Here is a 25502-nt window from a genome sequence, read left to right on the forward strand (position 1 = left end):
AAACATTGTCATTGACGTAATTTTTCCGATTTGCGCCCCGCTATCCCTGCCGCTCCAGCTCCAGTGGCTCTACTTCCCGCCATTCGCCCGGCATGACCGGGTGGGTCGCCAGCGAGAATGGCCCGATGGCAATGCGCACCAGGCGCAGGGTCGGCAGGCCGACGGCAGCGGTCATGCGCCGTACCTGCCGATTCTTGCCTTCGCTGATGGTCAGGGCGATCCAGCTGGTCGGCTGGTTCTGGCGCTGGCGGATGGGCGGGTTGCGCGGCCACATCCAGCCCGGTTCCTCAATCAGCCGGGCCTGGCTGCCCTGTGTCACGAAATCGCCCAGGTCCAGCGGCTGGCGCAGCTTGTCCAGGGCCTCGGGGGAGGGCTGTCCTTCGACCTGGGCCAGGTAGGTCTTGGGCAACTTGCGGCGCGGATGGGCGATGGCGTGCTGCAGCTTGCCGTCATCAGTGAGCAGGAGCAAGCCTTCGCTGTCGGCGTCCAGCCTGCCTGCCGGGTAGACGTTGGGAATGTCGATGTAATCGGCCAGCGTCTGGCGTTCGGGATGGGCCGAGAACTGGCTCATCACCTGGAAGGGTTTGTTCAATAAGATCAGGGGCATGCGCTAGTGTCGCAAAAACATGGCGCTGCGTAAAATCCTGATGCATAATCGATTAGTATGTCCTGTGTCTTATATAAGACTTGGATCGAACTCGGATTGCGGCGAACTGGAATTTCCCGGGCTCAAATCCCGGAAATCTCTTAAAATTCCCCGCTTGCATGGCAATTCAGGCAATGGTCGCTGCTTTGCCTGCTCCTGCCTGCCGCTGATACCTATACAGGCCACGCTCGCCTCAACCGTCGGAGAACACGATGTCGTACCAACATATCCAGGTGCCTGCAGAAGGGCGCAAGATCACCGCCAACGCCGATGACACTCTTAATGTCCCCAACAATCCCATCATCCCCTACATCGTAGGTGATGGCGTGGGCGTGGACGTCACGCCGGTCATGCTCAAGGTGGTCAATGCGGCAGTGGAAAAGGCCTATGGCGGCGCGCGCAAGATCCACTGGATGGAGATCTATGCAGGCGAAAAAGCCACCCGCCTGTATGGTTCGGATGTCTGGTTGCCCGAAGAGACGCTGGCCGTGCTGAAGGAATACCTGGTGGCGATCAAGGGTCCGTTGTCCACGCCCGTGGGCGGAGGCATCCGTTCGCTCAACGTGGCCATGCGCCAGCAGCTGGACCTGTATGTCTGCCTGCGCCCGGTGCGCTACTTCAAGGGCGTGCCGTCGCCGCTGCGTGAGCCTGAGAAGACCGACATGGTGATCTTCCGCGAGAACTCCGAAGACATCTACGCCGGCATCGAATGGGCCGCCGGTACGCCCGAAGTCAACAAGCTCATCGACTTGCTGACCCGCGAAATGGGCGTCAAGAAGCTGCGTTTCCCGGAGTCTTCTGCACTCGGCATCAAGCCGGTCTCGCGGGAAGGTACCGAGCGTCTCGTGCGCCAGGCCATCCAGTACGCCATCGACCACGACAAGCCCTCGGTGACGCTGGTGCACAAGGGCAACATCATGAAGTTCACCGAAGGCGCGTTTCGTGACTGGGGCTATGCGCTAGCAGCGCGCGAGTTCGGCGCCGAGCTGATCGACGATGGTCCGTGGATGCGCCTGAAGAACCCCAAGACCGGCCGCGCCATCATCGTCAAGGACGCCATCACCGACGCCTTCTTCCAGCAGGTGCTGATGCGTCCGGCTGAATACAGCGTCATCGCCACGCTGAACCTGAACGGCGACTACATCTCCGACGCCGTGGCGGCGCAGGTGGGTGGCATCGGCATTGCGCCCGGAGCCAACATGTCCGACTCGGTAGCCGTGTTCGAAGCCACCCATGGCACCGCGCCCAAGTATGCCGGCAAGGACTACGTCAATCCCGGCTCCATCATCCTTTCGGCCGAGATGATGTTGCGCCACATGGGCTGGATCGAAGCCGCCGACCTCATCATCAGCGCCATGCAGAAGTCGGTCTCGTCCAAGCGCGTGACCTATGACTTCGCCCGCCTGCTGGAGGGAGCTACCCAGGTCTCGTGCTCGGGCTTTGGCGACGTCATGATCGAGAATATGTGATCGCAGGATGAGGAATGAAACAGCCGGGCGCATTCCCCGGCTGTTTTTGTCTGTGGTGGTTGTGGTGAAGTGGTAGCACGGCATTGACCGGCGGAAATGAAAAAAGCCCCGCGAGCGGGGCTTTTCAGAGAAAACCGGGGTTTAGGCGGCGTTCTGGATGTTCGATGCTTGCTTGCCCTTCGGGCCTTGCGTGACGTCAAACTGGACTTTTTGACCTTCTTTCAGGGTCTTGAAGCCGTTCATCTGAATTGCGGAGAAGTGGGCGAACAGATCTTCGCCGCCGTCATCCGGAGTGATAAAGCCGAAGCCTTTGGAATCGTTGAACCACTTGACAGTACCTGTTGCCATAAAAGCATCTTTCAAATATAAACTATCACACGAGCCGTTAAAGCAAGAAACATCGCGCGTCACGCAGCCCCACTTAAACCGTGCCCCCTTCTATCGGCCAACAGTAACAAGATGTAACTGATTTCCGATGAAATTCCATTGTTCTCGGTCGAAATGCAAAAGTCAAGCTGTTTTCAGATTTAAGTTTGTAGGCTTGTTTGTTTGATGGGGGGCGCGGCCCTTGATTTAGGATAAATCATCGTCATCTGCGCAAGGTCCGGAAAACGCGTAATATCTATCTCATCTAGATCTTACGTGATCATTGTGCGTTGCACAGCTTATGATGGTCGAACAAACGCATGGCAACCAAGCACGAAAATGATGGAGGTACCGTCCTCGAACGGCAGGAGTCCAAACTCAAGCCGCCGCCGATGTACCAGGTGTTGTTGTTGAACGATGACTATACGCCGATGGAATTCGTCGTCGCCGTCATCCAGCAGTACTTCAACAAGGACCGTGAAACCGCGACGCAGATCATGCTCAAGGTTCACCGAGATGGGAAGGGAATGTGTGGTGTGTATCCCAAGGATATCGCATCCACAAAAGTGGAACTCGTTTTAACCCACGCTCGAAAGGCAGGGCACCCCCTGCAATGCGTGATGGAGGAAGCATGATTGCGCAGGAACTCGAAGTCAGTTTGCATATGGCCTTTGTCGAAGCCAGACAATCGCGTCATGAATTCATTACCGTGGAGCATCTGCTGCTGGCTCTGCTGGACAACCCGTCGGCCGCCGAAGTCTTGCGCGCCTGCTCGGTGAACATTGACGATCTGCGCAAGACGCTGACCAATTTCATCACCGACAACACCCCCACGGTGCCTGGCACCAACGAGGTGGATACCCAACCCACGCTGGGCTTCCAGCGCGTGATCCAGCGCGCCATCATGCACGTGCAGTCGGCTTCCAACGGCAAGAAGGAAGTCACCGGCGCCAATGTGCTGGTGGCGATCTTCGGCGAGAAGGATTCGCACGCGGTCTACTACCTGCACCAGCAGGGCGTGACCCGTCTGGACGTGGTCAACTTCATCTCGCACGGGGTGCGCAAGGACCAGCAGGCCGATCCGCAGAAGGCCCCGGAAGGCGCGGAAGACGTGCAAGCCGAAGGCCAGCAGAAGGAAAGCCCGCTGGACCAGTTCACCCAGAACCTGAACAAGGCCGCCGCCGAAGGCAAGATCGATCCGCTGATCGGGCGCGAGTCCGAAGTCGAGCGCGTGATCCAGACGCTGTGCCGTCGTCGCAAGAACAACCCGCTGCTGGTGGGCGAGGCTGGCGTGGGCAAGACCGCCATCGCCGAAGGCCTGGCCTGGCGCGTAACGCAAGGCGATGTGCCCGAGATTCTGAAGAATGCCGTCGTCTATTCGCTGGACATGGGCGCGCTGCTGGCCGGCACCAAGTATCGTGGCGACTTCGAGCAGCGTCTGAAGGCCGTGTTGAAGCAATTGAAGGACAGCCCCAACGGCATCCTCTTCATCGATGAAATCCACACCATCATCGGTGCGGGTTCGGCTTCCGGCGGCACGCTGGACGCGTCCAACCTGTTGAAGCCGGCGCTGTCGAGCGGTCAACTGAAGTGCATCGGCGCGACTACCTACACCGAATTCCGTGGCGTCTTCGAGAAGGACCACGCGCTGTCGCGTCGCTTCCAGAAGATCGATGTGAACGAACCGACCGTGGAGCAGACCGTGCAGATCCTGCGCGGCCTGAAGTCCAAGTTCGAGGAACACCACGGCGTGAAGTATTCTGCTTCGGCCCTGACCTCGGCGGCCGAACTGGCGGCGCGCTTCATCAATGACCGTCACCTGCCCGACAAGGCCATCGACGTGATCGACGAAGCCGGTGCTGCCCAGCGCATCCTGCCCAAGTCCAAGCAGAAGAAGACCATCGGCAAGCCGGAAATCGAGGAAATCATTTCCAAGATCGCCCGCATCCCGCCGCAGTCCGTGAACCAGGATGATCGCGCCAAGCTGCAGACCATCGACCGCGACCTGAAGAACGTAGTGTTCGGCCAGGACCCGGCCATCGAAGCGCTGTCGTCGGCCATCAAGATGGCCCGTGCCGGCCTGGGCAAGACCGACAAGCCGATCGGCTCCTTCCTGTTCTCCGGCCCGACCGGCGTGGGCAAGACCGAAGTGGCCAAGCAACTGGCCTTCATCCTCGGTATCGAGCTGGTGCGTTTCGACATGTCCGAGTACATGGAGCGACATGCGGTGAGCCGCCTGATCGGCGCGCCCCCCGGCTACGTCGGTTTCGACCAGGGTGGCCTCTTGACCGAAGCCGTCAACAAGAAGCCGCATGCCGTGCTGCTGCTGGATGAAATCGAGAAGGCGCACCCCGACATCTTCAACATCCTGTTGCAGGTGATGGACCATGGCACGCTGACCGACAACAACGGCCGCAAGACCGACTTCCGCAACGTGATCATCATCATGACCACCAATGCGGGCGCCGAGAGCCTGCAGAAGCGCACCATCGGCTTCACTGAGAAGAAGGAAGCCGGCGACGAAATGGCGGACATCAAGCGCATGTTCACCCCGGAGTTCCGCAACCGTCTGGATGCCATCATCAGCTTCCGCCCGCTGGACGAGGAAATCATCCTGCGCGTGGTCGATAAGTTCCTCATGCAGCTGGAAGAGCAACTGCACGAGAAGAAGGTGGAAGCCGTCTTCTCCGACAGCCTGCGCAAGTTCCTGGGCAAGAAGGGCTTCGATCCGTTGATGGGGGCGCGCCCGATGTCGCGCCTGATCCAGGACCTGATCCGCAAGGCGCTGGCCGACGAACTGCTGTTCGGCAAGCTGGTCAGCGGTGGCCGCGTGACGGTGGAGATGGACGACAAGGACCAGATCAAGCTGGAATTCCCCGAAGGCGACGATTCGTCTCCGCCGGAAGAACCGCAAGAGAAGCTCGAAGTCGAATAAGCCTCATCAAGCAAGCCATGCAAGCCACGCCGGGAAACCGGCGTGGCTTTTTTGTTCGGCAGTTCGGAGCGCCTTCGATACGCCGTTGCGCGGCTACTCAGGTCGAACGGGAGTCAATGTGCAATGCCAAGGAATTTGCGGTCTGATGATCGTTCGACCTGAGTAGCGGCAACGCCGCGTATCGAAGCCTGTCCTGACCCTGCCGAAGGCGCGCGCCTCAGTAAGCGATCAACAAAAACAAAAACGGCGCGGTCTTCACCGCGCCGTCTTCAAGTCGATCTCATCAACACCAGCTGATCAAGGCACCAGCGGCTTGCCCGCCTCCTGCTTGGCCTTCACGATCTGCGTGACCTTCTCGATCATCGCCAGGCGATAGGTGGTAGAAGGATGCAGCGCCGTATAGCCATTGGGTACGCTGGCCGGATACTGGTCCGCCAGGCGCTTCCAGAAGGCCGGCACGTTGTCGATGCTATAGCCAGCCCGCGCCAGCAGGTACAGCGACAGCGTATCCGCGGCGGCATCGAGGTCCTGCGGATAGACGCGGATACCCGCGGTGCCGGCGGTCGTGGTCGGGTCCGGATGCGGCAGCAGCAGGTTGTCGATCACTTCGGCGATGGTTGAGACCATGCGCTGGCGGATCGCATGACCGAGGATGTTGTGCGCCATGTCCTTGGCGATCAGATAGGCCAGTTCGTCATCGGACTGGGTGAACTTGAGCATGCCCCGAGTGATGAGCACGCGGCGGCCATCGGCATAGGTATTGACGTTGCTGGCATTGCCCAGCTCGATGCTGAAGGCGCAGGCGAAGGTCAGCGGCACATTCACGGTGCTGGTCTGGCCATTGCGCTGTACGCCCAGGGCGATCGGCGCTTTCTTGACCACCAGCGGGCTCAACAGCACGGCGGCCTGGCGCTCGGCGTCGGTGCCTTGCGGCATGGGCTTGCCCGCCACCGAGACGAGCAGATCGCCACGCTGGATGCCCGCCTGTTGCGCGCCGCTGCCAGGCAGCACGCCGGTCACTTGCAGACGGTCGTCATAGCCCAGGCTGCGCGCCGTATCGGCATACTCGATGGGGAAGGAATAGCGGTTCTTGGCCGTGAAGCCCAGCAGGTTGCGGGCATTGCCGCGGCACAGCTGGGCGTTGCTGGTCAACAGCGGGGCGGCCACACGGTAGAGGCGGTCCTGCTGCGCGATCAGCTCCTGCAACTGCTGCTGCTGGGGAGTGGTGGCCACCGGCTTGGGTGGCTGTGCCGTGGCGGTGGGCCAGGTCGTCGAGGGCGGGCTGCTGACGGTCGGTTCCTGCGTAGCACAGGCGGCCAGCAGGGCCAGTGGCGCCAGGGCGGCCAGGGTCTTCAGTTTCTGCCACGGGGATTGGGGCAGGGGGGATATGAGCATGCGGTTCTCCATCAGTGTTTGCCTGTGCTGCCGAAACCGCCGGCGCCGCGTTCGCTGCTGTCGAATTCCTCTACCACATTGAAACCGACCTGCAGGACCGGCACGATCACCAGCTGCGCCAGACGTTCCATGGGGTTTAGGACAAACTCGGTACTGCCGCGGTTCCATGTCGAGACCATCAACTGGCCCTGATAATCCGAATCGATCAGCCCCACCAGGTTGCCCAGCACGATGCCATGCTTGTGGCCCATGCCGCTGCGCGGCAGGATCACGGCTGCGTAGTTGGGATCGGCCAGATGGATCGCCAGGCCGGTCGGGATCAGGTGGGTGGAACCCGGCGCCAGCGTCAGCGGCGCATCGATGCAGGCCCGCAGGTCCAGGCCAGCGCTGCCGGGGGTGGCGTAGGCAGGCAGCTGGTCTTTCATGCGGGGGTCGAGGATCTTGATGTCGATGGTCTTCATGGATGCTTGGTCGAGTTCAAAAGGGTACAAAAAAACACGGCCTGCGAGGCTGGTGGCCGGCAGGCCGCTAGGGCTCAGGCCGCCAGGCGGCGCGCGATCTCGCGCACCAGCTGGCGGGCCAGGGTCTGCTTGTCTGCACGCGGCAGCGCCGTATGGCCCTGGGCGTCGAACAGCATGAGCGCATTGTCGTCGCGGCCAAAGGTCTGGTGGCCGATGTTGCCGACCAGTAGCGGAATGTTCTTCTTGACCCGCTTGGCCGCGCCATATTGCTCCAGGTTCTCCGATTCGGCGGCGAAGCCCACGCAATACGGGCGCTGGGGCAGGGCGGCCACGGTGGCCAGGATGTCGGGATTCTGGACAAAGTGCAGCTCTGGCGTATCCCCGTCGTTCTGCTTCTTGAGCTTCTGCGCGCTGGCATTGGCCACACGCCAGTCAGCCACGGCGGCCACCGCCACGAACAGGTCCTGTCCGGCTACCTGGGCCATGACCGCATCATGCATCTGCTGCGCCGTCTGCACGTCCACGCGGCGCACGCCGTAGGGAGTGTCCAGCGCCGTCGGTCCGGACACCAGGGTGACCTCCGCGCCGGCCTCACGGGCGGCCCGGGCAATCGCATAGCCCATCTTGCCGGAAGACAGATTGGTGATCCCTCGCACCGGATCGATCGGTTCGAAGGTCGGCCCGGCCGTCAATAGCACGCGGCGGCCTGCCAGCAGCTTGGGCTGGAAGGCGGCGACGATCTCTTCCAGCAGTTGCACCGGCTCCAGCATGCGGCCTTCGCCGACCTCGCCACAGGCTTGCGCACCGGCGTCCGGTCCCAGCAGCAGGATGCCGTCTTCCTTGATTTGGCGTACGTTGCGTTGCGTGGCCGGGTTCTGCCACATTTCCACATTCATGGCCGGTGCCACCATCAGCGGCACCCTTGCAGGACGAGCCACGCACAGGGTGGAGAGCAGGTCGTCGCAGGCGCCATGGGCCAGCTTGGCGATGAAGTCGGTGGAGCAGGGCACGATCACCACCGCGTCGGCATCGCGGGTGAGATTGATGTGCGGCATGTTGTTGTCCATGCGCGCATCCCACTGGTCGGTATAGACCGGATTGCCGGTGAGCGCCTGCATGGTGACGGCGGTCATGAAATGGGTGGCCGCTTCGGTCATCACCACATGGACAGCGGCGCCGGCGCGGCCCAGTTCGCGCGCCAGCATGGCCGCCTTATAGCAGGCCACGCCGCCGGTCAGGCCCAGTACGATTTTCTTGCCAGCCAGATCCATTGCTTGCTCCTTGATGTGGCGCGCCGCAGGCTTACTTCCTGGAGACGCGGCGCAGTTCATCCACGACGAACAATACCGCACCCACGCAGATCGCACTATCGGCGATGTTGAAGGCCGGCCAGTGCCAGTTGCCCACGTAGACATCGAGGAAATCGATCACATGGCCATAGACCACGCGGTCGATCACGTTGCCGATCGCACCGCCCAGGATCAGCGCCAGCGCCCAGCAGAACATACGCTGGCCGGGATGCTTGCGCAGCAGGTGGATGATGAACACGGCCGCACCGATGCCGATGGCGGTGAACAGGTAGCGCTGCCAGCCGCCACTGGCGGCCAGGAAGCTGAAGGCCGCGCCCTTGTTGTAGACCAGCACCAGGTTGAAGAAACCGGTCACCGGCAGCGATTCACCGTAGTGGAACAGTTTGAGGATGGTGATCTTGGAGAGCTGGTCCAGCAGCAGCACGATGGTGGCGATGCCCAGCCAGGGCAGCAGCCCTTGGGTGGAAGAGGAAGCGCCGGGAGAGGAAGAGCGTTTTTTGGTTGCCATGGATGTTCTTGTTTGATGAGGCTGCCCGCTGCGTGAAGTCGCAGCGGGCAGCTTGCAAGGCGGTCCTGCCCGGATCAGGCGAACTGCCGCTTCTCGCCCTGGCCGAACAGGTTGCTGACGCAGCGGCCGCACAGGCCCGCATGCTCGGCATGAGACCCGACATCGGCGCGATAGTGCCAGCAGCGTTCACATTTCTGATGCGTCGAGGGGGTGACCACCACAGCTTCTTCTTCCGCCGAAGCCACGCGGGTCACGCGGGCCGCCGAGGTGATGAGCACGAACTTCAGGTCATCGCCCAGGCTTTCCAGCAGCGCCGCCTTCTCGCCCGCCACCTTCAGTTCCACCTCGGCCTGCAGGGACGAACCGATGCTGCCAGCGATACGCACTTCTTCCAGCTGCTTGGTCACGGCGGCGCGCACTTCGTGCAGCACCGCGAACTTGGCCAGCAGGCCTTGCGCATCGGCCACTTCCGGCAGAGCGTAATAGACCTGCGAGAAGATGGTCTCGCCGCTGGCCTCGAAGGCTTCCTTGCCGGCGAAGAAGCTCCAGGCTTCCTCGGCGGTGAAGGACAGGATCGGAGCCATCAGGCGCAGCAGCGACTGGGTGATATGCCAGACGGCAGTCTGCGCCGAGCGGCGTGCCGCCGAATCCACGCCACTGGTGTAGAGGCGATCCTTGAGGATGTCCAGGTAGAAGCCGCCCAGGTCTTCCGAGCAGTACATCTGCAGCTTGGCCACCACCGGGTGGAATTCATAGGTCTCGAAGTGCGCCAGCACCTCCGCTTGCAGGCGCGCCATGTTGGCGATGGCGTAGCGGTCGATTTCCAGCAGCTCGGCCATCGGCACGGCGTGTTGCGCTGGGTCGAAGTCGGAGGTGTTGGCCAACAGGAAGCGCAGGGTGTTGCGGATGCGGCGGTAGGCTTCGGTGACGCGCTTGAGGATTTCCTCCGAGATCGAGATCTCGCCGGAGTAGTCGCTGGAGGCGACCCACAGGCGCAGGATTTCGGCACCCAGCGAGTCGGCCACCTTTTGCGGCTCCACGCCGTTCTTGAGCGACTTCGACATCTTGCGGCCTTCGCCATCCACCACGAAGCCGTGCGTGAGCAGCGCCTTGTAGGGGGCGCGGCCGTTGAGCATCGACGAGGTCAGCAGCGAAGAGTGGAACCAGCCGCGGTGCTGGTCCGAGCCTTCCAGGTAGAGGTCCGCCGGGAACTGCAGCTCTTGCCTGTGCGAGCCGCGCAGCACGGTCTGATGGGTCGAGCCGGAGTCGAACCAGACGTCCAGCGTGTCCTTGTTCTTCAGGTATTGGTCGGCCTCGTCGCCCAGCAATTCCTTGGGATCGAGCGCCTGCCAGGCTTCGATGCCGCCTTGCTCAATGCGCTGGGCGATCTGTTCCAGCAATTCGGGCGTGCGCGGATGCAGTTCGCCCGTTTCCTTGTGGACGAAGAAGGCCATCGGCACCCCCCACTGGCGCTGGCGCGACAGGGTCCAGTCCGGACGGTTGGCGATCATGCCGTGCAGGCGCGCCTTGCCCCAGCCGGGGAAGAAGGCGGTGTCCTCGATGCCTTGCAGCGCGGTCTGGCGCAGGCTGGGGCCGCCATCCTTGGGCGTGTTGTCCATGCTGGCGAACCATTGCGAGGTGGCGCGATAGATGATGGGGCTCTTGTGGCGCCAGCAGTGCATGTAGCTGTGGCTGAACATGACCAGCTTGAACAGCGAGCCCATTTCCTCGAGCTTGTCGCAGATGGGCTTGGAGGCTTCCCAGATGGTGAGTCCCGCAAACAGCGGCAGCCAGGACGCATAGCGACCATCGCCCATGACCGGGTTGAGGATGTCGTCATCCTTCATCCCGTGCGCCTTGCAGGAGATGAAGTCTTCGATACCGTAGGCCGGCGACGAGTGGACGATGCCGGTACCGCTATCGGCCGTCACGTAATCACCCAGGAACACTGGCGACAGACGGTCGTAGCCTGCGTCGGCCTTGGCCAGCGGATGATGGAAGCGGATCAGCGAGAGCTTCTCGCCGGTGGTGGTGGCGATGATCTTGCCTTCCAGGCCGAAGCGCTCCAGGCAGGAGGCCACCAGGTCCTTGGCCAGGATCAGCAGTGTGGCTTGGCCATTGCGGCTGGTTTCCACCAGCGCGTATTCGAATTCGGGATGCACGTTCAGCGCCTGGTTGGCCGGGATGGTCCAGGGCGTGGTGGTCCAGATGACGATATAGCCGTGGCGGGTCGGCAGCTCGGTCAGGCCGAAGGCGGTGGCGAGCTTGTCATGTTCGGCGAAGGGGAAGCCGACGTCGATGGCCGGGTCGCGCTTGTCCTGGTATTCCACCTCGGCCTCGGCCAGGGCCGAGCCGCAGTCGAAGCACCAGTTCACCGGCTTCAGGCCACGATAGACATAGCCCTTCTCCAGGATCTTGCCGAGCGCGCGCAGCTCGTCGGCTTCATTGGAGAAGTTCATGGTCTTGTAGGGGTTGTCCCATTCACCGAGTACGCCCAGGCGGATGAAATCCTTCTTCTGCAGCTCGATCTGTTCATTGGCGTAGGCGCGTGCCTTGGCTTGCACCTCGGCCACCGGCAGGTTCTTGCCGTACTTCTTCTCGATCTGGATCTCGATGGGCATGCCGTGGCAATCCCAGCCCGGTACGTATTGCGCGTCGAAGCCGGCCATGTTGCGCGCCTTGACGATCATGTCCTTGAGGATCTTGTTGACGGCATGGCCCAGATGGATCTCGCCGTTGGCATACGGGGGGCCGTCATGCAGGATGAACTTGGGACGACCTGCCGATGCCTTGCGGATGCGCTCGTAGACCTTCTTCTCCTGCCATTGCTTGACCCATTGCGGCTCGCGCTTGGCGAGGTCGCCGCGCATGGGGAAGGCGGTCTCGGTCATGTTGACCGGGTACTTGGAGGGGGCTTTGCCGGCTTTTTCCGGTTTGCCGGGTTTGGCGGAGGATTCGTTGTTGGACATGACAAGGCTTTCGTTGAATGCAGGTTGATTCGACAGCCGCGCGCGGCAGGATGCGCGCTGGCGAGATGCAGGATGGGGCGGCTGGACAGCAGCGGGAGCAGGGCTCCGGCTGCCGCCCAGCGTTCAAATTCGGTCGGTGGCCGAGACGGCGAAACCGGCGTTCTCGCGGAACCAGGCGCGCGCATGGTCCACATCGCGCGCGATGGCGGCCGTCAGCGTGGGCAGATCGACGTACTTCTCTTCGTCGCGCAGCTTCTTGAGGAATTCCACGCGCACCAGCTTGCCGTAGCAATCGCCCTTGAAGTCCAGCAGATGGGTCTCCAGCAGCACCCGGCCGCTGTCGTCCACCGTCGGACGCACACCCAGGCTGGCCACGGCCGGCAGCGGCTGCTCGGCCAGTCCATGCACCTGCACCACGAAGATGCCCGAGAGCGCCGGATGCTTGTGGCCCACGCGCATGTTCAGCGTAGGGAAGCCGATGGTGCGGCCCAGCTTCTTGCCGTGGACGACGCGGCCGCTGATGGCGTAGGGATGGCCCAGCAACTGGCGTGACAGGTCGAAATCGGCTTGGGCCAGGGCGGCGCGCACGGCCGAAGAGGAAATGCGTACGCCGGCATTGGTCACCGTGGGCAGTGCGTGGACCTCGAAGCCGTACTGCTTGCCGGCTGCGATCAGGGTGTCCAGCGTACCGGCGCGGCGTGCGCCAAAGCAGAAGTCGTCGCCCACCATGAGCCAGCGCACGTGCAGGCCCTGCACCAGGATCTTCTCGATGAAGTCTTGCGGGGAGAGGGCGGCGAAATGGCTGCCGAAGTGTTCCACCACCACGCGGTCGATGCCGGAGTTGGCCAGTGCTTCGAGCTTGTCGCGCAGGTTGGCGATGCGCGCCGGGGCGCGTTCGGGCGTGCCGGCCAGTTGGGCGAAGAATTCACGCGGATGCGGCTCGAAGGTCATCACCGCCGCGTCCAGCCCCAGTTTGCCGGCGGCCTCGCGCACGCGCGCCAAGAGAGCCTGGTGGCCCAGATGCACGCCGTCGAAATTGCCGATGGTCAGCGCGCACGGGGCGCGCGATTCGGCTGTGGGAAGTCCGCGAAATACCTTCATTGAGCCGCTGGATAGATGCGTTGTTGCAAAAGCCTTCCATTATAAATGGTTTCGGAGGCTTTCCTTGATTTGGTGGCGGGATCGGGGCGATCAAGCTGCCAGGCGCGGATATCCAAGGCAGTTTCCATGTTTCTTTGGTGAAATATTTGAGGCTGGTTGATTCCTTCTGAGGACATGTGCAACGGTGGGCATACCAGATCCCCCAAAGTGCCCAAGTTAGGCTGGGTCAGCGTATTCCCGACCGAAAAAGATGCCTTTGACTCTTTGCCGAAGGTTTTTCACCTCCTTGCTGTTGCCTTATTCACCCATCGACAAGTGCTCCGACCGCAACGGCGGAGGTCTATGTGGCCCATCTATAGAAGTTGAAGATCCATCCATATCCGTACGCCTAGAACTGCGACGACGGCGTCTTCAAAAGTTTTTTAACAAATCCATCGGAATTGGATTCCAGAGGATGAGGGTGTTCATCTCGTCTGTGAAATGTCGGATCATCTTTTCTCTCCATTGGACCTTGTTCGATCATTGGCAGGGGAGAGAACAGTGCAATCTGGTGCTATCAAATGGTTTCGTGAACTAGCTTGTTATGTGGAGAGGAAATGAAAGAACGTTTGGTAAAGCTTCTTATGCTAGCGAGCATGATTATTCCTGTCGAAGCCATATCGAGTGCGGCAGACGAAGACGGCAGACGGATACCTGAGGTTCAATCCCAGGATGCAGAAAAATGTGAAACCAACAAGTTCGCGGTGGATGAGTCCCGTGAGGCTGCGGATGAAAAGCTGATACTCAACAGGAGAAAAGAATTCTTCAAACACATCTTCGACGCGAGAAATATCAGGGTGGCGAAAAGTGCGACCGCATTTAATTGGGACGTCAATTGGCCGGCTCAGCAAAAATACTGTCGCAAGTTGTCTGAAGAAATTTTCGTTAAGAAGGACATTACGTTCCCTGAGCCGATCTTCCGAAGTACCCGCGGAACCACGCGGCAATTGAAGGTCATTCTGGATGCCGCGGTGGCGCCTCGGCGTTGTAGTGATCTGGTGTCTTCGGCTGCGTTCAGTTTTTCTCCTTCCAAACCAGATGCTGTGATTGGCACCAACATCGATGCCAAGGGCTGGGAGGGCTACACCTTCCGCGCTTATTCGGAACGTATGCGGGATCGAACGAATATCTACGTTGAAATGTTGAAGCCCGACGGCTCAGAGCGGATTGATCCACAAAACACCGATGGGCCGGTTCCCGAATCCAAGATCATGGTGCATGGATTCTCGATATATCAGGAAAAAGATGGTGGAGGAGAGCCTGCAACTGAGAACTTGCAGATCCAAGGATGCTATGCCGATGATCCGTTCTACGCGCTAGGTTATCCATCCCATAGAGCGGCACTGCAGAGAGTTCTTCTGGCGCGGGTCGGAGGGCGGATCGTTGCATTGGAATTTGGTACCTATAGCCGGGAGAGATTCGCCGGTTTCCATGATATGAACGCCCATAAGTCCATTGGTAACGTTCAGTCCTTAAACGGACGTGCGGGAGAAGGATATGTCCTGGTGAAAGAGGTGGAAAAGGAGTTCTCAAGATACTGGTCTGTGACGAGCGCTGGAGAGACCTTCGGTGGGTACAGTCAGCCTATTGATATTCAATCTAAGGAGGATGCTTATAGTTATAGCTGCATCTTCAATTTCAGAAGGCCTAAGTGAAAATGCCTACGCAAAAAACTGAAAAGTACTTCTCTGAACTTGCTAATTTTCTGGAGAAGAGCGAGGGTAATCGTCCGATGGTTTATCTCGACAAGAATGGAAACCCGACGATTGGTATCGGAACTTTGCTTTACCAGAACAAGGTTGTTCAAGAAAAATCGGTTGCGCTTGTCGCAAAGGAATCTTCTGATCCGGAGCTGTTTAAGAAGGTAATGGCCGCAATTGTCAAAGCGAAGGGGGACGAAACGGAATTGGAAAAGTCGTTTGTGATGGGGACAGAGGGGGGCAATCGAACGCTACTGAAGTTGAAGCAGGAAGACGGTCGTGGCGGAATTGTTGAAACGGATGTGTCAAAGCTCCTTTCTAAATCAGCCGCTTCTCGGGTGATGGAAATAGCGTCCCCAGACTATGAAGCCAACGTTAGGAAAATAGAGAAATTCCTCTCTAGTTCAGAGAAGGAATTCTCGTTCCCGCATAAACAGAGAATTGCCGTCTTTTCGAGAGTCTACAATGGGTTGCCGGAAAAAAAGTTCTGGAATGGCCTGGAGAGTGAAGATCCTGCCAGGATTGCAGAATTCTTCAGTGACGGTCGTGGTGGGAAGGGTAATACCGGACACTATAAGAGAACTATCGAAGAAATAGCGATGTTCAGCGGTAAGCCCCTGGTAAAGAGAGACGACGCTACTGGAATTTTGGGCAAGGATGCGCAGGAAAACCAGGTGTTTGTGGGATTCCGGAGTTTAGGAAAGGTCCCTGCTGGCCAAGACGCTGCTGAGATGGTTGCCTTCTCTATTAAAGAGAACAGCGATGGAACACGAATTCAAGAGCAAGTTAAGATTGATCTGCCCAAAAGGATGAGACGCGCAACTGATTTCGTCGATCAACAGACGGTTGACTACAATGAGGTACTTGAATCGCAGCGCTAGAAAAGTCAGCGTGATTCGTTGAAGATATCGGATGATGCTGAACGAGGCAGCACTCACAACGCTGTGTCGGCGAACTCGCCAATTCCAGTTGATGACGATGGATCGCATCGGCTTTCCCCGTCCAAAGTAAAGCTGAAGCACTAACATCCATACGAAGCCGTCTTGACGGGCGTCTGCACGTCAGGTGGCCTAAACGCCCTGTCCAGGGGGTATTGAAGCTTACTGTTGATTCCGCCTTACAGGCGGAATCGACCGAGTATCTCGGTTAGGAGAAGCACGGCACCGGCACACGGCGATGCCCGCAATGGTACGACGCCCAAGCGCCTAAAAGGCCAGTATGGTGACGTCGAAATCCTCACGCGCCTCTCTTACAGCTGCGTCAACACCGCCTCCGGTTCCTGCAACTGCCGCGCCTCGGCCAGCATCCAGATGGTGATCTTCCGGACTTCCAGCTTGCTCTGCGTGATATGAGCGCGCAGCAGGATCTGGGCTTCGGTGGCCTTGCGCTTGGCAATCAACTGCAGGATCTTGCCGTGTTCCTCGTAGGTGGCGTCGATGCGCTTTTTCTTCAGGAAGTCCAGCCGGCGCACGATGCGGATCTTTTCCGTGACCTCGGTATGTACCCGCGTCATCTCCTCATTGCCGGCCGCTGCGACCAGGTTGGTGTGGAAGGCCTCGTCGAGCTGGGCCACCTTGACCGCATCGGTCTGGCGCGCATCGGGTTCGGCCAGCCAGATGGCGTTCAATTGCGTCAGTTCAGCGCTGGCCTCCGGCTGGCTGCAGAGTCTGTCCAGCGCAGCCATTTCCAGCACGATGCGCAGGTCATAGAGATTATCGAGCCGGTCGAAGTCGATCGGACAGACCTTCCAGCCACGCTTGAAGCCCACTTCCAGATAGCCTTCGCGCTGCAGCCGGAACAGCGCATCGCGCAAGGGTGTGCGTGAGACGCCCTGGCGCTGCGCCATCTCGGTCTCGGTGAAATTGTCGCCCGGCAGCAGGCGGAAGCTGAAGATATCGTCCTTGAGCCGGTGATAGACCTGTTCGGCAAGCGCATTGGCGAGGGTGACAGTCATGGCGCGATCATTCGGATGTTCTTGGGGGAGTCAACTCAGGTCATCAAGCCTAAGTGGGCAGCTTCGGCTTCCTTGACCGGCAGCGCATAGTCACCGGTGCAGAGAATTCAGATAGTTGACCCAGCCGCCATGCCGGGTGATATCGGTGGCGCTGGCAATGCCGGCCGGCTCGCAGATGAAGCCCTTGACGCTGCTGCCGTCTTCCAGCTCCACCGTGCCTATGCCCAGTGGCGCGGGAATGGCGGCCACGAAAGCGCCGAAATGGCGCAGCGGCATTTCCCAGACTTCCACGGCAATGGCTACGCCGTCTGCGCCTTCGGTACGCGCCAGGCCCGGCTTGGGAGGCGCGCTGTTGGCCAGGGCATAGAGACGATAGCGCGGTGCGGTGCGGGTGCTGGCCAGACGGCGCGCGCCTGCTTCCAGCAACTGCCAGTTCAGCGGCTGGCCACTCAGATGGGCGCCGACCACGCACAGCCGGATCGTCTCTTCGGTGAAGGGCAGGGGCGCGCTAGCAATGGCGTCGGCCTGGGCCGCACCACCGAGCTGCTGCTGCAGGCGCGCTCCGGCTTCAGCCAGCAAGTGGTCGGCGCCGGCCGGACCGATCAGGGTCACGCCGGCGGGCAGGCCGTCGCTCCTCCACAGGCCGGGGATGGCCAGGGCGGACATGTCCATCAGATTGACGAAGTTGGTGTAGTAGCCCAGTTGCGAGTTGCGCCTTACCGGATCGGCCTGGACGTCGGCGATGGTAGGCATGCCGGTGGTAGTCGGCACCAGCATTAGGTCAGCGCCTTCCAGCAACTGCTCGGCCTGACGGCGCAGGTCGGCCAGGCGGTACTGGCCCTGGAAGGCTGCCACGGCGTCATAGTCGGCGGCCTGGGCGGTGATCTCGCGCACCACCGGATGCACGGCCTGCGGCTGCTCCACGAAGAAATCCCCCAGCGCCGCGCGGCGCTCGGCCACCCACGGCCCTTGATACAGCAAGCGCGCAGCATCGGCGAAGGGCGCAAAGGGAATCCGCGCCAGGGTTACTCCAGGCAGTTCGGCGATCCGGGTCAGGGTGCGGTCCCAGGCATCCTGGGCGGCCAGGTCGCCGTAGAACTCGGTGGTGGCCGGGATGGCGATGCGATAGCCCCGGCGTTTGAGCCCCAGCATGGGCAGCTTGCGCGAATAGGCGTCGGCAGTGTCGTAGCCGGCGGCGCTGTGCAGCACATGCCAGGCATCGGCGACGTCGTGGGTAAAGATGGAGATGCAGTCCAGGGTGCGGCAGGCCGGCACCAGGCCCTGCGTGCTGATCAGGCCCCGGCTGGGTTTGAGTCCGACCAGATGATTGAAGGCAGCGGGAATGCGCCCCGAGCCGGCGGTATCGGTGCCCAGCGCAAACATCACCTGGCCCAGCGCCACTGCCACAGCGGAACCGGAACTGGAGCCGCCCGAGACGTAATCCGGGGCAATCGCATTGCGTACCGCGCCGTAAGGCGAGCGCACGCCGACTAAGCCGGTGGCGAACTGGTCCAGGTTGGTCTTGCCCACCAGTAGCGCACCGGCCGCCTGCAGGCGTTGGACGACCGTGGCGCTGGTCTCTGCCACCCGGCTGAATTCGGGACAGGCCGCCGTGGTGGGCATGCCGGCCACATCGATGTTGTCCTTGACGGCAAAGGGGATGCCAAACAAGGGCATGCTCTCCAGGACCGCCTCGCCCTTGATCTGCCACATCAGGTCCAGCGCGGCGGCCTGCTGCTTCAGCTGATTGGCCGGCACACGGCTGATCCAGACTTCATCGCGGTCGGCCTGCTCGATCTGCGCCAGCAAGCTGGCCACGGTTTTGCCAGGGCTGCTGCTGCCATTGCGGTAGGCGGCCAGGGTGGCGGCGATGGTGGAAGGGGCAGCGGCAGCGACTTGTTGCGGAGTCTGGGAAGGCTTCATGTTGGATATTCAAACTTGAATACAAGATTGAATATCGTTAAGCAGGAGCCATGCCAGATCGCTGCCTGGACCTGGCTGGTCCTGGCAAAGCCAGGCGGGGAAGGGCGGGACGGCCATCCTTGCCGGATGGCATCGGTGGGTTCAGCGGGTGAGGGGACGCAGCGGCGAATCAAATTGGTGAGGCCTGCGCTCCTTTGGGGAGGGGGAGAATAGCTTACGTACGTTCAGGCGGCAGACCGGTTGCCCGGTCTAGGCGCTACAGGCTCCATGGCGAGGGGAAAACCGCTCAGAGCTCGCCCCACACCGCGTTCAAAGCCGCCAGCGCGGCCAGCCCCGCTGTCTCGGTGCGCAGCACACGGCTGCCCATGGAGAGCATCAGCGCCCCTTGGGCGCAGGCCAGTTCCTCTTCCTCGTCGCTGAAGCCGCCTTCCGGGCCGACCACCAGCGTCACGGCCTGCGGTGGATGGTGGCGCGCCCAGCCCGACAACGGCTCGGCGCCGCGCGGCGAGAGCAGGATGCGGCGGTGCAGGTCGCTCTGGGCGATCCAGCGCTTGAATTCGGTCACTTCCCCCAGATGGGGCAGGCGGTTGCGCCCGCATTGCTCGGCGGCGGCGTGGATGATGCCTTGCCAGTGCGCCTGCTTCTTCTCGGCACGCTCGCCCGAGAGTCGCACCACGCAACGCTGGGCGGCCAGCGGCTGCAGGGCGGTGGCGCCCAGTTCCACGGCCTTTTCCACGATCCAGTCCATCTTGGCGCCTTCCGGCAAGGCCTGGGCCAGGGTCAGCGCATAGGGCAGCTCGGCTTCGCGGGGGGAAAAGGTCTTCACTTGCGCGTGGGCGCGTTTCTTCTCGATGGCGCTCAGGGTGGCGGTGTATTCGCCGCCCTCGCCATTGAACAGGGTGATGGCGTCGCCCGGCTGCAGGCGCAGCACGTGGATGTGATGGGCGATCTGCTCCGGCAGGACCAGGTCCGAACCGATACCGAGGGCTTGCGGGAGATGGAAACGGGGCATGGGCGGGTCCTGAGGGCAGTGAGCGGGGGAAACATTGTCAATACAGCCATGTGGCTGGCCCTGAATTTTAATCCCCCCGGCGCACTCTGGTAAAATACGGCCCCGCACTTGCCTCGGCCTTCCGGGGCGGGTGGATTGGCTTCAGAACCCCGATTTGTGCGCCAGGCGGCGCTTCCAGCAAAGCAAACTCAGACATCGACATGATTTCCACTCTCCCCACCGACAAGATGGCCAACGCGATCCGCGCGCTGGCGATGGACGCAGTTCAAAAAGCCAATTCCGGACACCCGGGCATGCCGATGGGGATGGCGGAAATCGCAGTAGCCCTGTGGGCCAAGCACTATCGCCACAATCCGGCCAATCCGCACTGGGCCAACCGCGACCGCTTCGTGCTCTCCAACGGCCACGGCTCCATGCTGCAATACGCGCTGCTGCACCTGACCGGCTACGACCTGTCGATGGAGGACATCAAGTCCTTCCGCCAACTGCACTCCAAGACCGCCGGCCACCCCGAAGTGCACATCACCCCGGGCGTGGAAACCACCACCGGCCCGCTGGGCCAGGGCATCACCAATGCGGTGGGCATGGCGCTGGCTGAAAAGCTGCTGGCCGCCGAATTCAACAAGCCCGGCCTGGCCGTGGTCGATCACTACACCTACGCCTTCGTCGGCGACGGCTGCCTGATGGAAGGCATCTCGCACGAAGCCTGCTCGCTGGCCGGCGTCTTGAACCTGTCCAAGCTGATCGTGCTGTATGACGACAACGGCATCTCCATCGACGGCCACGTCGAAGGCTGGTTCAAGGACGACACCCCGAAGCGCTTCGAAGCCTACGGCTGGAACGTCATCCCGGCCGTGGACGGCCACAGCGTCGAAGCCGTCAGCGCCGCCATCCACCAGGCCAAGCTGGCCGACAAGCCGACCCTGATCTGCTGCCGTACCGTCATCGGCAAGGGTTCGCCCAACCTGGCCGGTACCGACAAGGTCCACGGCGCCGCCCTGGGCGACAAGGAAATCGCCGCCGTGCGCGAAGCGCTGGGCTGGACTTCCGCTCCCTTCGAGATCCCGGCCGATGTCTATTCCGCCTGGGATGCCAAGGCCACCGGTGCCGACTTCGAAGCGAGCTGGAAGCAGACCTTCGACACCTACGCCGCCCAATACCCGAGCGAAGCCGCCGAACTGCTGCGCCGCCTCAAGGGCGAGCTGCCGGCCGCGTTCGCATCGACCGTGACCGCCTACATCAATTCCACGCTGGAAAAGAAGGAAACCATCGCCACCCGCAAGGCCAGCCAGAACGCCATCCAGGCCTATGCGCAGGCGCTGCCGGAATTCCTGGGCGGCTCGGCCGACCTGACCGGCTCGAACCTGACCAACTGGAAGGAATCGGTGGCCGTGCGCGCCGACCAGCGCGGCAACCACATCAACTACGGTGTGCGTGAATTCGGCATGAGCGCCATCATGAACGGTATCGCCCTGCATGGCGGCTATCTGCCCTTCGGCGCCACCTTCCTGACCTTCTCGGACTACAGCCGCAATGCCCTGCGCATGGCCGCGCTGATGAAGATCCGTGCACTGTTCGTGTTCACCCACGACTCCATCGGCCTGGGCGAAGACGGCCCCACCCACCAGTCGGTGGAACACGTCTCTAGCCTGCGCCTGATCCCCAACCTGGACAACTGGCGTCCCTGCGACACCACCGAAACCGCGGTGGCCTGGGCCGAGTCCATCAAGCGTCACGATGGCCCCAGCACCCTGATCTTCTCGCGCCAGAACCTGCCGTTCCAGGAGCGCACCGACGCCCAGGTCAAGGATATCGCCCGTGGCGGCTACGTGCTGCGCGATGCGCCCAACGCCAAGGTCATCCTGATGGCGACCGGCTCCGAAATCGAACTGGCCACCAAGGCCGCTGATGCGCTGACCGCCGAAGGCATCGCCGTGCGCGTGGTGTCGATGCCCTCGACCGACGTGTTCGACCGCCAGGATGCAGCCTACAAGGCTTCCGTGCTGACCCGCGGCGTGCCGCGCGTGGCCATCGAAGCCGGCGTGACCGCCTTCTGGCACAAGTACGTCGGCCTGGAAGGCGCCGTGGTCGGCATCGATACCTTCGGTGAATCGGCCCCGGCTGGCGTGCTGTTCAAGCACTTCGGCTTCACCGTCGAGAACGTGGTGGCCAAGGCCAAGGCAGTGCTGGCTTGAACAGTGCGCCGTCCATGACTGAAGACGTTCTGTTCCGTCGCGCCAAGAAGGGCGACGCGGCCTCCATCGCTGGCGTGCGCATCGATGCCTGGCGCGCCAGCTATCGCGGCCTGGTGCCCGACAGCTACCTCGATCACTTGAAGCCCGAGGAAAGCGTCAAGCTGTGGGAGCAGGTGCTGGAAGCGTCCTCGGATGCTGCCTGCACCTTTGTGGCCGAGAGCGGCGGCGAGATCATCGGGTTTGCTTCCGGCATGACCCTGGCCGAGTCGCGCTTTGGCTGCGACGCCGAGCTGACCGCCATCTGCGTGCTGCCCGATGAGCAGCGCAAGGGAATCGGCAAGCGCCTGCTGGCCAACGTCGCCGCCACCCTCATCAGCGCTGGTGCGACCGGCCTGATGGCCTGGGTCTTGAGCAAGAATGAAGGCGCAGGGGAATTTTTCGAGTCACTCGGGGCCGAAAGGCTTTATGAACAAACGTTCACCTGGGATGATGGCAGTGAACTCGACGAGACTGGTTTCGTCTGGCGCAAGCTTCACTCCTGAGCGGGTGAGCGCCGGGTGTGCCCGCTATGGGATCGATCGGCAAGATGAGCAGGGCAGGCAGCGACGGCAAGAACAACTGAACAAAAAGGCCGGAAAAGAAGGATTCATGTCCGCCTGGTGGCGCCCACGGGGCGCAAGCTGACGGACAGGTCGCTTTCCCGACTACCGGTTTGCATTGATTTTTACTACTTAAGGAGAAGAGCATGGCAATTCGTGTTGCAATCAACGGTTATGGCCGCATCGGCCGCAATATCCTGCGCGCCCACTACGAAGGCGGCAAGAAGCACGACATCGAGATCGTTGCCATCAACGACCTGGGCGACCCGAAGACCAATGCCCACCTGACCCAGTACGACACCGCCCACGGCAAGTTCCCCGGCACCGTGACCGTGGATGGCGACTCCATCGTCGTCAACGGCGACCGCATCAAGGTGCTGGCCCAGCGCAACCCGGCCGAGCTGCCCTGGGGCGAGCTGGGTGTGGACGTGGTGCTGGAATGCACCGGCTTCTTCACCACCAAGGAAAAGGCCAGCGCCCACATCAAGGGCGGCGCCAAGAAGGTGATCATCTCGGCGCCGGGCGGCAAGGACGTGGATGCGACCGTCGTCTTCGGCGTCAACCACGGCGTGCTCAAGGCCTCCGACACCGTTATCTCCAACGCCTCTTGCACCACCAACTGCCTGGCTCCGCTGGTGCAGCCGCTGCATGACAAGATCGGTCTGGAAAACGGCCTGATGACCACCGTCCACGCCTACACCAATGACCAGGTGCTGACCGACGTGTACCACGAAGACCTGCGCCGCGCCCGTTCGGCCACCCAGTCCATGATCCCGACCAAGACCGGTGCTGCTGCCGCCGTCGGCCTGGTGCTGCCGGAACTGAACGGCAAGCTGGACGGCTACGCCATCCGCGTGCCGACGATCAACGTGTCCATCGTCGACCTGTCCTTCGTGGCCTCGCGCGACACCACCGTGGATGAAGTCAATGCCATCCTGAAGGCCGCTTCCGAATCCGGTCCGCTCAAGGGCATCCTGACCTACAACACCGACCCGCTGGTCTCGGTGGACTTCAACCACAACCCGGCATCGTCCAACTTCGACGCCACCCTGACCAAGGTCTCCGGCCGCCTGGTGAAGGTGTCGTCCTGGTACGACAACGAGTGGGGCTTCTCCAACCGCATGCTGGACACCACCGTCGCCCTGGCCAACGCCAAGTAAGACGCGTGTTCTGGCGCACCGGCCGGGGTTCCTCGGTCGGGAGCGTCAATTTCAGGGCTGTTTCGGCTTCTTTTCCTCGTATGCAAGCCTGCTTGCCGCGGTGAAAATAGATGGATCAGCCTGCAAAAGGATCAGAAGGCTGTTGCGAGCGTCGCTTGCAATGGCCTTTTGTCCATTTGCCGCCATGGGCCGCATGGCCCGTCAACAACAAGAGCAACCGACCCAACGAGGGAACGCATGTCAGCAAGCTCATCCCAGGCCCGTCGCCTGTTGGCCAACCTGGCCCTGATTTCCGCCGTCAGCTTTTCGCTGTCTGCGTGCGACTACATCAGCAGCTTTTCCAAGCCCAAGCAGACCCCGGAAGAGGCCAAGGCCGAGGGCATCGCGCTTGGCGCGGGCTGCCGCCAGGCCGGCCAGAGCCTGGAAGACTGCTACCAGCGCAATCCCGACGCCCTGAAGGCGGGTATCTTCGCCGGCTGGAAGGACATGCACGAATACATGGCCGCCAAGGGCATCCAGACGGTCACGGCGCCCGCTGCGCAGGCTGATGCCGCCAAGGACGACGCCAAGGGCAAGGATGGCAAGGACAGCAAAGATGCCAAGGACAGCAAAGATGCCAAGGACAGCAAGGACAGCGATCGCAGCAACCGCGCCCGCGAACGCGATTCCAGCCGCGACAGCGCCCGTTCGCGCGACCGCGAGAGCTCGTCCTCACGCGACACCGGCAGCGACCGCCGCGCCAGCCGCGATGAGAAGACGCCGCCCAAATATTGAGCTGGGATAAACGCGCAGGACGGTTGCAGTCCTGTTTGCCAGCCGGTAACATCTGATGCCCCGCTTGCGATGCTCCGCTTGCGGGGCATTTTTCCATCAACCGGCAGGGGGAAACCGCCGGTCAGCCCGACGCCAGCCGATTCTGCCGCGGCGTCCAGCCAGTACAACAAGCACAACGACATGACATCACATTCTTCGCCCATGCCTCCGGCCGTGCCGGAGCACGTCCCCGAGACTGCCTTCGGTCTCTGGTTCCTGCGCACGCCGACCTGGACCCTGCACGTGCTGGAGCGCGCCATGCAGGATCTGGAGCGTCTCATTCCCGCGCGCCGTAGCAGCTATCCTGTGGTCGCCGATGTGGGCTGCGGCTGGGGCCGTTCGCTCAAGAAGCTGCACCAGCGCTTTGCCCCGCAGCGCCTGATCGGCATGGACATCGATCCGGACATGATCGCCGCTGCCCGCAGCGAGACCGAGGCTGAGGGCCTGCGCGCCGAATTCATCCAGTGTTCCAGCTCGCGCATGCGGCTGGAGGACAATAGCGTGGACCTGCTGTTCTGCCACCAGACCTTCCATCACCTGATCGACCAGGAAGAGGCGATCCGCGAGTTCTACCGCGTCCTCAAGCCGGGCGGCATCCTGCTGTTTGCCGAGTCGACCAAGCGCTACATCCATTCGTGGATCATCCGGCTGCTGTTCCGCCATCCGATGGAGGTGCAGAAGACCGCCGGAGAATACCTGGCCCTGGTCCGCAGCGCCGGTTTCGAGGTGGCGCCGCAGTCGATCTCCTATCCCTACCTGTGGTGGAGCCGGGAAGACCTGGGCATCCTGGAGCGCGTCTTCGGCATCAAGCCCCGCGCCGAGCGCGAAGAAACGCTCATCAATCTGGTGGCGGTCAAGCCGCAGCAGTAAGGCGACATCGCTGTTGGCTCAGCGCTGGACATGAAAAAACGGGATGCACCGGCAGGCGCGTCCCGTTTTTCGTTCAC

Annotated in this window: 22 protein-coding genes; 10 read left to right on the plus strand and 12 right to left on the minus strand. The window is 61.6% G+C overall.

What is annotated here, in order from left to right:
- Positions 1-40: 40 nt before the first annotated feature.
- Positions 41-607, minus strand: a complete 567-nt coding sequence (locus BGK68_RS13335) for a pseudouridine synthase (protein WP_075257498.1) — start codon at positions 605-607, stop codon at positions 41-43.
- 251 nt (positions 608-858) lie between these two features.
- Here BGK68_RS13335 and icd point away from each other — a divergent pair, with 251 nt between their 5' ends.
- On the plus strand, positions 859-2115 hold the full coding sequence (icd, locus tag BGK68_RS13340; RefSeq protein WP_075257499.1) for an NADP-dependent isocitrate dehydrogenase: 1257 nt from the start codon (positions 859-861) through the stop codon (positions 2113-2115).
- 141 nt (positions 2116-2256) lie between these two features.
- Here icd and cspE read toward each other — a convergent pair whose 3' ends face one another.
- On the minus strand, positions 2257-2463 hold the full coding sequence (gene cspE / locus BGK68_RS13345) for a transcription antiterminator/RNA stability regulator CspE (RefSeq protein ID WP_006463169.1): 207 nt from the start codon (positions 2461-2463) through the stop codon (positions 2257-2259).
- A 338-nt stretch (positions 2464-2801) separates the two neighbouring features.
- Here cspE and clpS point away from each other — a divergent pair, with 338 nt between their 5' ends.
- Both clpS and clpA read left to right on the plus strand, forming a co-directional pair.
- A complete protein-coding gene (gene clpS / locus BGK68_RS13350) occupies positions 2802-3116 on the plus strand; it encodes an ATP-dependent Clp protease adapter ClpS (RefSeq protein WP_013233417.1) in 315 nt (104 codons plus the stop codon).
- On the plus strand, positions 3113-5416 hold the full coding sequence (gene clpA / locus BGK68_RS13355) for an ATP-dependent Clp protease ATP-binding subunit ClpA (RefSeq protein WP_013233418.1): 2304 nt from the start codon (positions 3113-3115) through the stop codon (positions 5414-5416). The genes clpS and clpA overlap by 4 nt, the downstream gene beginning before the upstream one ends.
- Positions 5417-5713: 297 nt before the next feature.
- Here the strand turns inward: clpA and BGK68_RS13360 are convergent, their stop codons facing one another.
- From BGK68_RS13360 to BGK68_RS28530, 7 genes are all read right to left on the minus strand, one after another.
- Positions 5714-6811 carry a M48 family metallopeptidase gene (locus tag BGK68_RS13360; RefSeq protein WP_233149311.1) on the minus strand — a complete coding sequence of 366 codons (1098 nt, stop codon included), beginning with the start codon at positions 6809-6811 and terminating at the stop codon, positions 5714-5716.
- A gap of 11 nt (positions 6812-6822) precedes the next feature.
- Entirely contained in the window at positions 6823-7272 is a 450-nt protein-coding gene (gene dut / locus BGK68_RS13365; protein WP_013233420.1) for a dUTP diphosphatase, read from the minus strand.
- Between the two features lie 74 nt (positions 7273-7346).
- Complete coding sequence (gene coaBC / locus BGK68_RS13370; protein ID WP_075257501.1) at positions 7347-8543, minus strand: bifunctional phosphopantothenoylcysteine decarboxylase/phosphopantothenate--cysteine ligase CoaBC; 1197 nt, start codon at positions 8541-8543, stop codon at positions 7347-7349.
- 31 nt (positions 8544-8574) lie between these two features.
- Entirely contained in the window at positions 8575-9090 is a 516-nt protein-coding gene (lspA, locus tag BGK68_RS13375) for a signal peptidase II (RefSeq protein WP_075257502.1), read from the minus strand.
- Between the two features lie 74 nt (positions 9091-9164).
- Positions 9165-12059, minus strand: a complete 2895-nt coding sequence (gene ileS / locus BGK68_RS13380) for an isoleucine--tRNA ligase (protein ID WP_075257503.1) — start codon at positions 12057-12059, stop codon at positions 9165-9167.
- A 123-nt stretch (positions 12060-12182) separates the two neighbouring features.
- On the minus strand, positions 12183-13160 hold the full coding sequence (locus BGK68_RS13385; protein ID WP_075257504.1) for a bifunctional riboflavin kinase/FAD synthetase: 978 nt from the start codon (positions 13158-13160) through the stop codon (positions 12183-12185).
- On the minus strand, positions 13157-13288 hold the full coding sequence (locus tag BGK68_RS28530) for a hypothetical protein (RefSeq protein ID WP_267889710.1): 132 nt from the start codon (positions 13286-13288) through the stop codon (positions 13157-13159). Before BGK68_RS28530 ends, BGK68_RS13385 begins: the two co-directional genes overlap by 4 nt.
- A 468-nt stretch (positions 13289-13756) precedes the next feature.
- Here BGK68_RS28530 and BGK68_RS13390 point away from each other — a divergent pair, with 468 nt between their 5' ends.
- Positions 13757-14854, plus strand: coding sequence for a hypothetical protein (locus BGK68_RS13390; protein WP_075257505.1), 1098 nt, complete (start codon positions 13757-13759; stop codon positions 14852-14854).
- Positions 14851-15780: a hypothetical protein gene (locus BGK68_RS13395; protein WP_143433044.1), complete on the plus strand. Its 930-nt coding sequence runs from the start codon at positions 14851-14853 to the stop codon at positions 15778-15780. The genes BGK68_RS13390 and BGK68_RS13395 overlap by 4 nt, the downstream gene beginning before the upstream one ends.
- 368 nt (positions 15781-16148) lie before the next feature.
- On the opposite strand, the gene BGK68_RS13400 is transcribed toward BGK68_RS13395, so the two are convergent.
- The 3 genes from BGK68_RS13400 to BGK68_RS13410 form a co-directional block, all read right to left on the minus strand.
- Positions 16149-16853, minus strand: coding sequence for a GntR family transcriptional regulator (locus BGK68_RS13400; RefSeq protein WP_075257507.1), 705 nt, complete (start codon positions 16851-16853; stop codon positions 16149-16151).
- A gap of 90 nt (positions 16854-16943) precedes the next feature.
- Positions 16944-18776, minus strand: coding sequence for an allophanate hydrolase (gene atzF, locus BGK68_RS13405; RefSeq protein WP_083657806.1), 1833 nt, complete (start codon positions 18774-18776; stop codon positions 16944-16946).
- Between the two features lie 286 nt (positions 18777-19062).
- On the minus strand, positions 19063-19788 hold the full coding sequence (locus BGK68_RS13410) for a 16S rRNA (uracil(1498)-N(3))-methyltransferase (RefSeq protein WP_075257508.1): 726 nt from the start codon (positions 19786-19788) through the stop codon (positions 19063-19065).
- A gap of 194 nt (positions 19789-19982) precedes the next feature.
- Here BGK68_RS13410 and tkt point away from each other — a divergent pair, with 194 nt between their 5' ends.
- The 5 genes from tkt to BGK68_RS13435 all read left to right on the plus strand — a co-directional run bounded on the left by tkt (position 19983) and on the right by BGK68_RS13435 (position 25425).
- Positions 19983-21983 carry a transketolase gene (gene tkt / locus BGK68_RS13415; protein WP_267889741.1) on the plus strand — a complete coding sequence of 667 codons (2001 nt, stop codon included), beginning with the start codon at positions 19983-19985 and terminating at the stop codon, positions 21981-21983.
- A 14-nt stretch (positions 21984-21997) separates the two neighbouring features.
- Positions 21998-22525 carry a GNAT family N-acetyltransferase gene (locus tag BGK68_RS13420; RefSeq protein WP_198937201.1) on the plus strand — a complete coding sequence of 176 codons (528 nt, stop codon included), beginning with the start codon at positions 21998-22000 and terminating at the stop codon, positions 22523-22525.
- Between the two features lie 203 nt (positions 22526-22728).
- The gene (gene gap / locus BGK68_RS13425) at positions 22729-23742 is read left to right on the plus strand and encodes a type I glyceraldehyde-3-phosphate dehydrogenase (protein WP_075257511.1); all 1014 of its coding nucleotides are present in this window, start codon (positions 22729-22731) and stop codon (positions 23740-23742) included.
- Positions 23743-23979: 237 nt separating this feature from the next.
- Positions 23980-24516 carry a hypothetical protein gene (locus BGK68_RS13430; RefSeq protein ID WP_075257512.1) on the plus strand — a complete coding sequence of 179 codons (537 nt, stop codon included), beginning with the start codon at positions 23980-23982 and terminating at the stop codon, positions 24514-24516.
- A gap of 180 nt (positions 24517-24696) precedes the next feature.
- Positions 24697-25425: a class I SAM-dependent methyltransferase gene (locus BGK68_RS13435; RefSeq protein ID WP_083657807.1), complete on the plus strand. Its 729-nt coding sequence runs from the start codon at positions 24697-24699 to the stop codon at positions 25423-25425.
- Positions 25426-25502: the final 77 nt, after the last annotated feature.

The organism is Herbaspirillum camelliae, from assembly GCF_001929405.1.
Taxonomy (GTDB): domain Bacteria; phylum Pseudomonadota; class Gammaproteobacteria; order Burkholderiales; family Burkholderiaceae_D; genus Herbaspirillum; species Herbaspirillum seropedicae.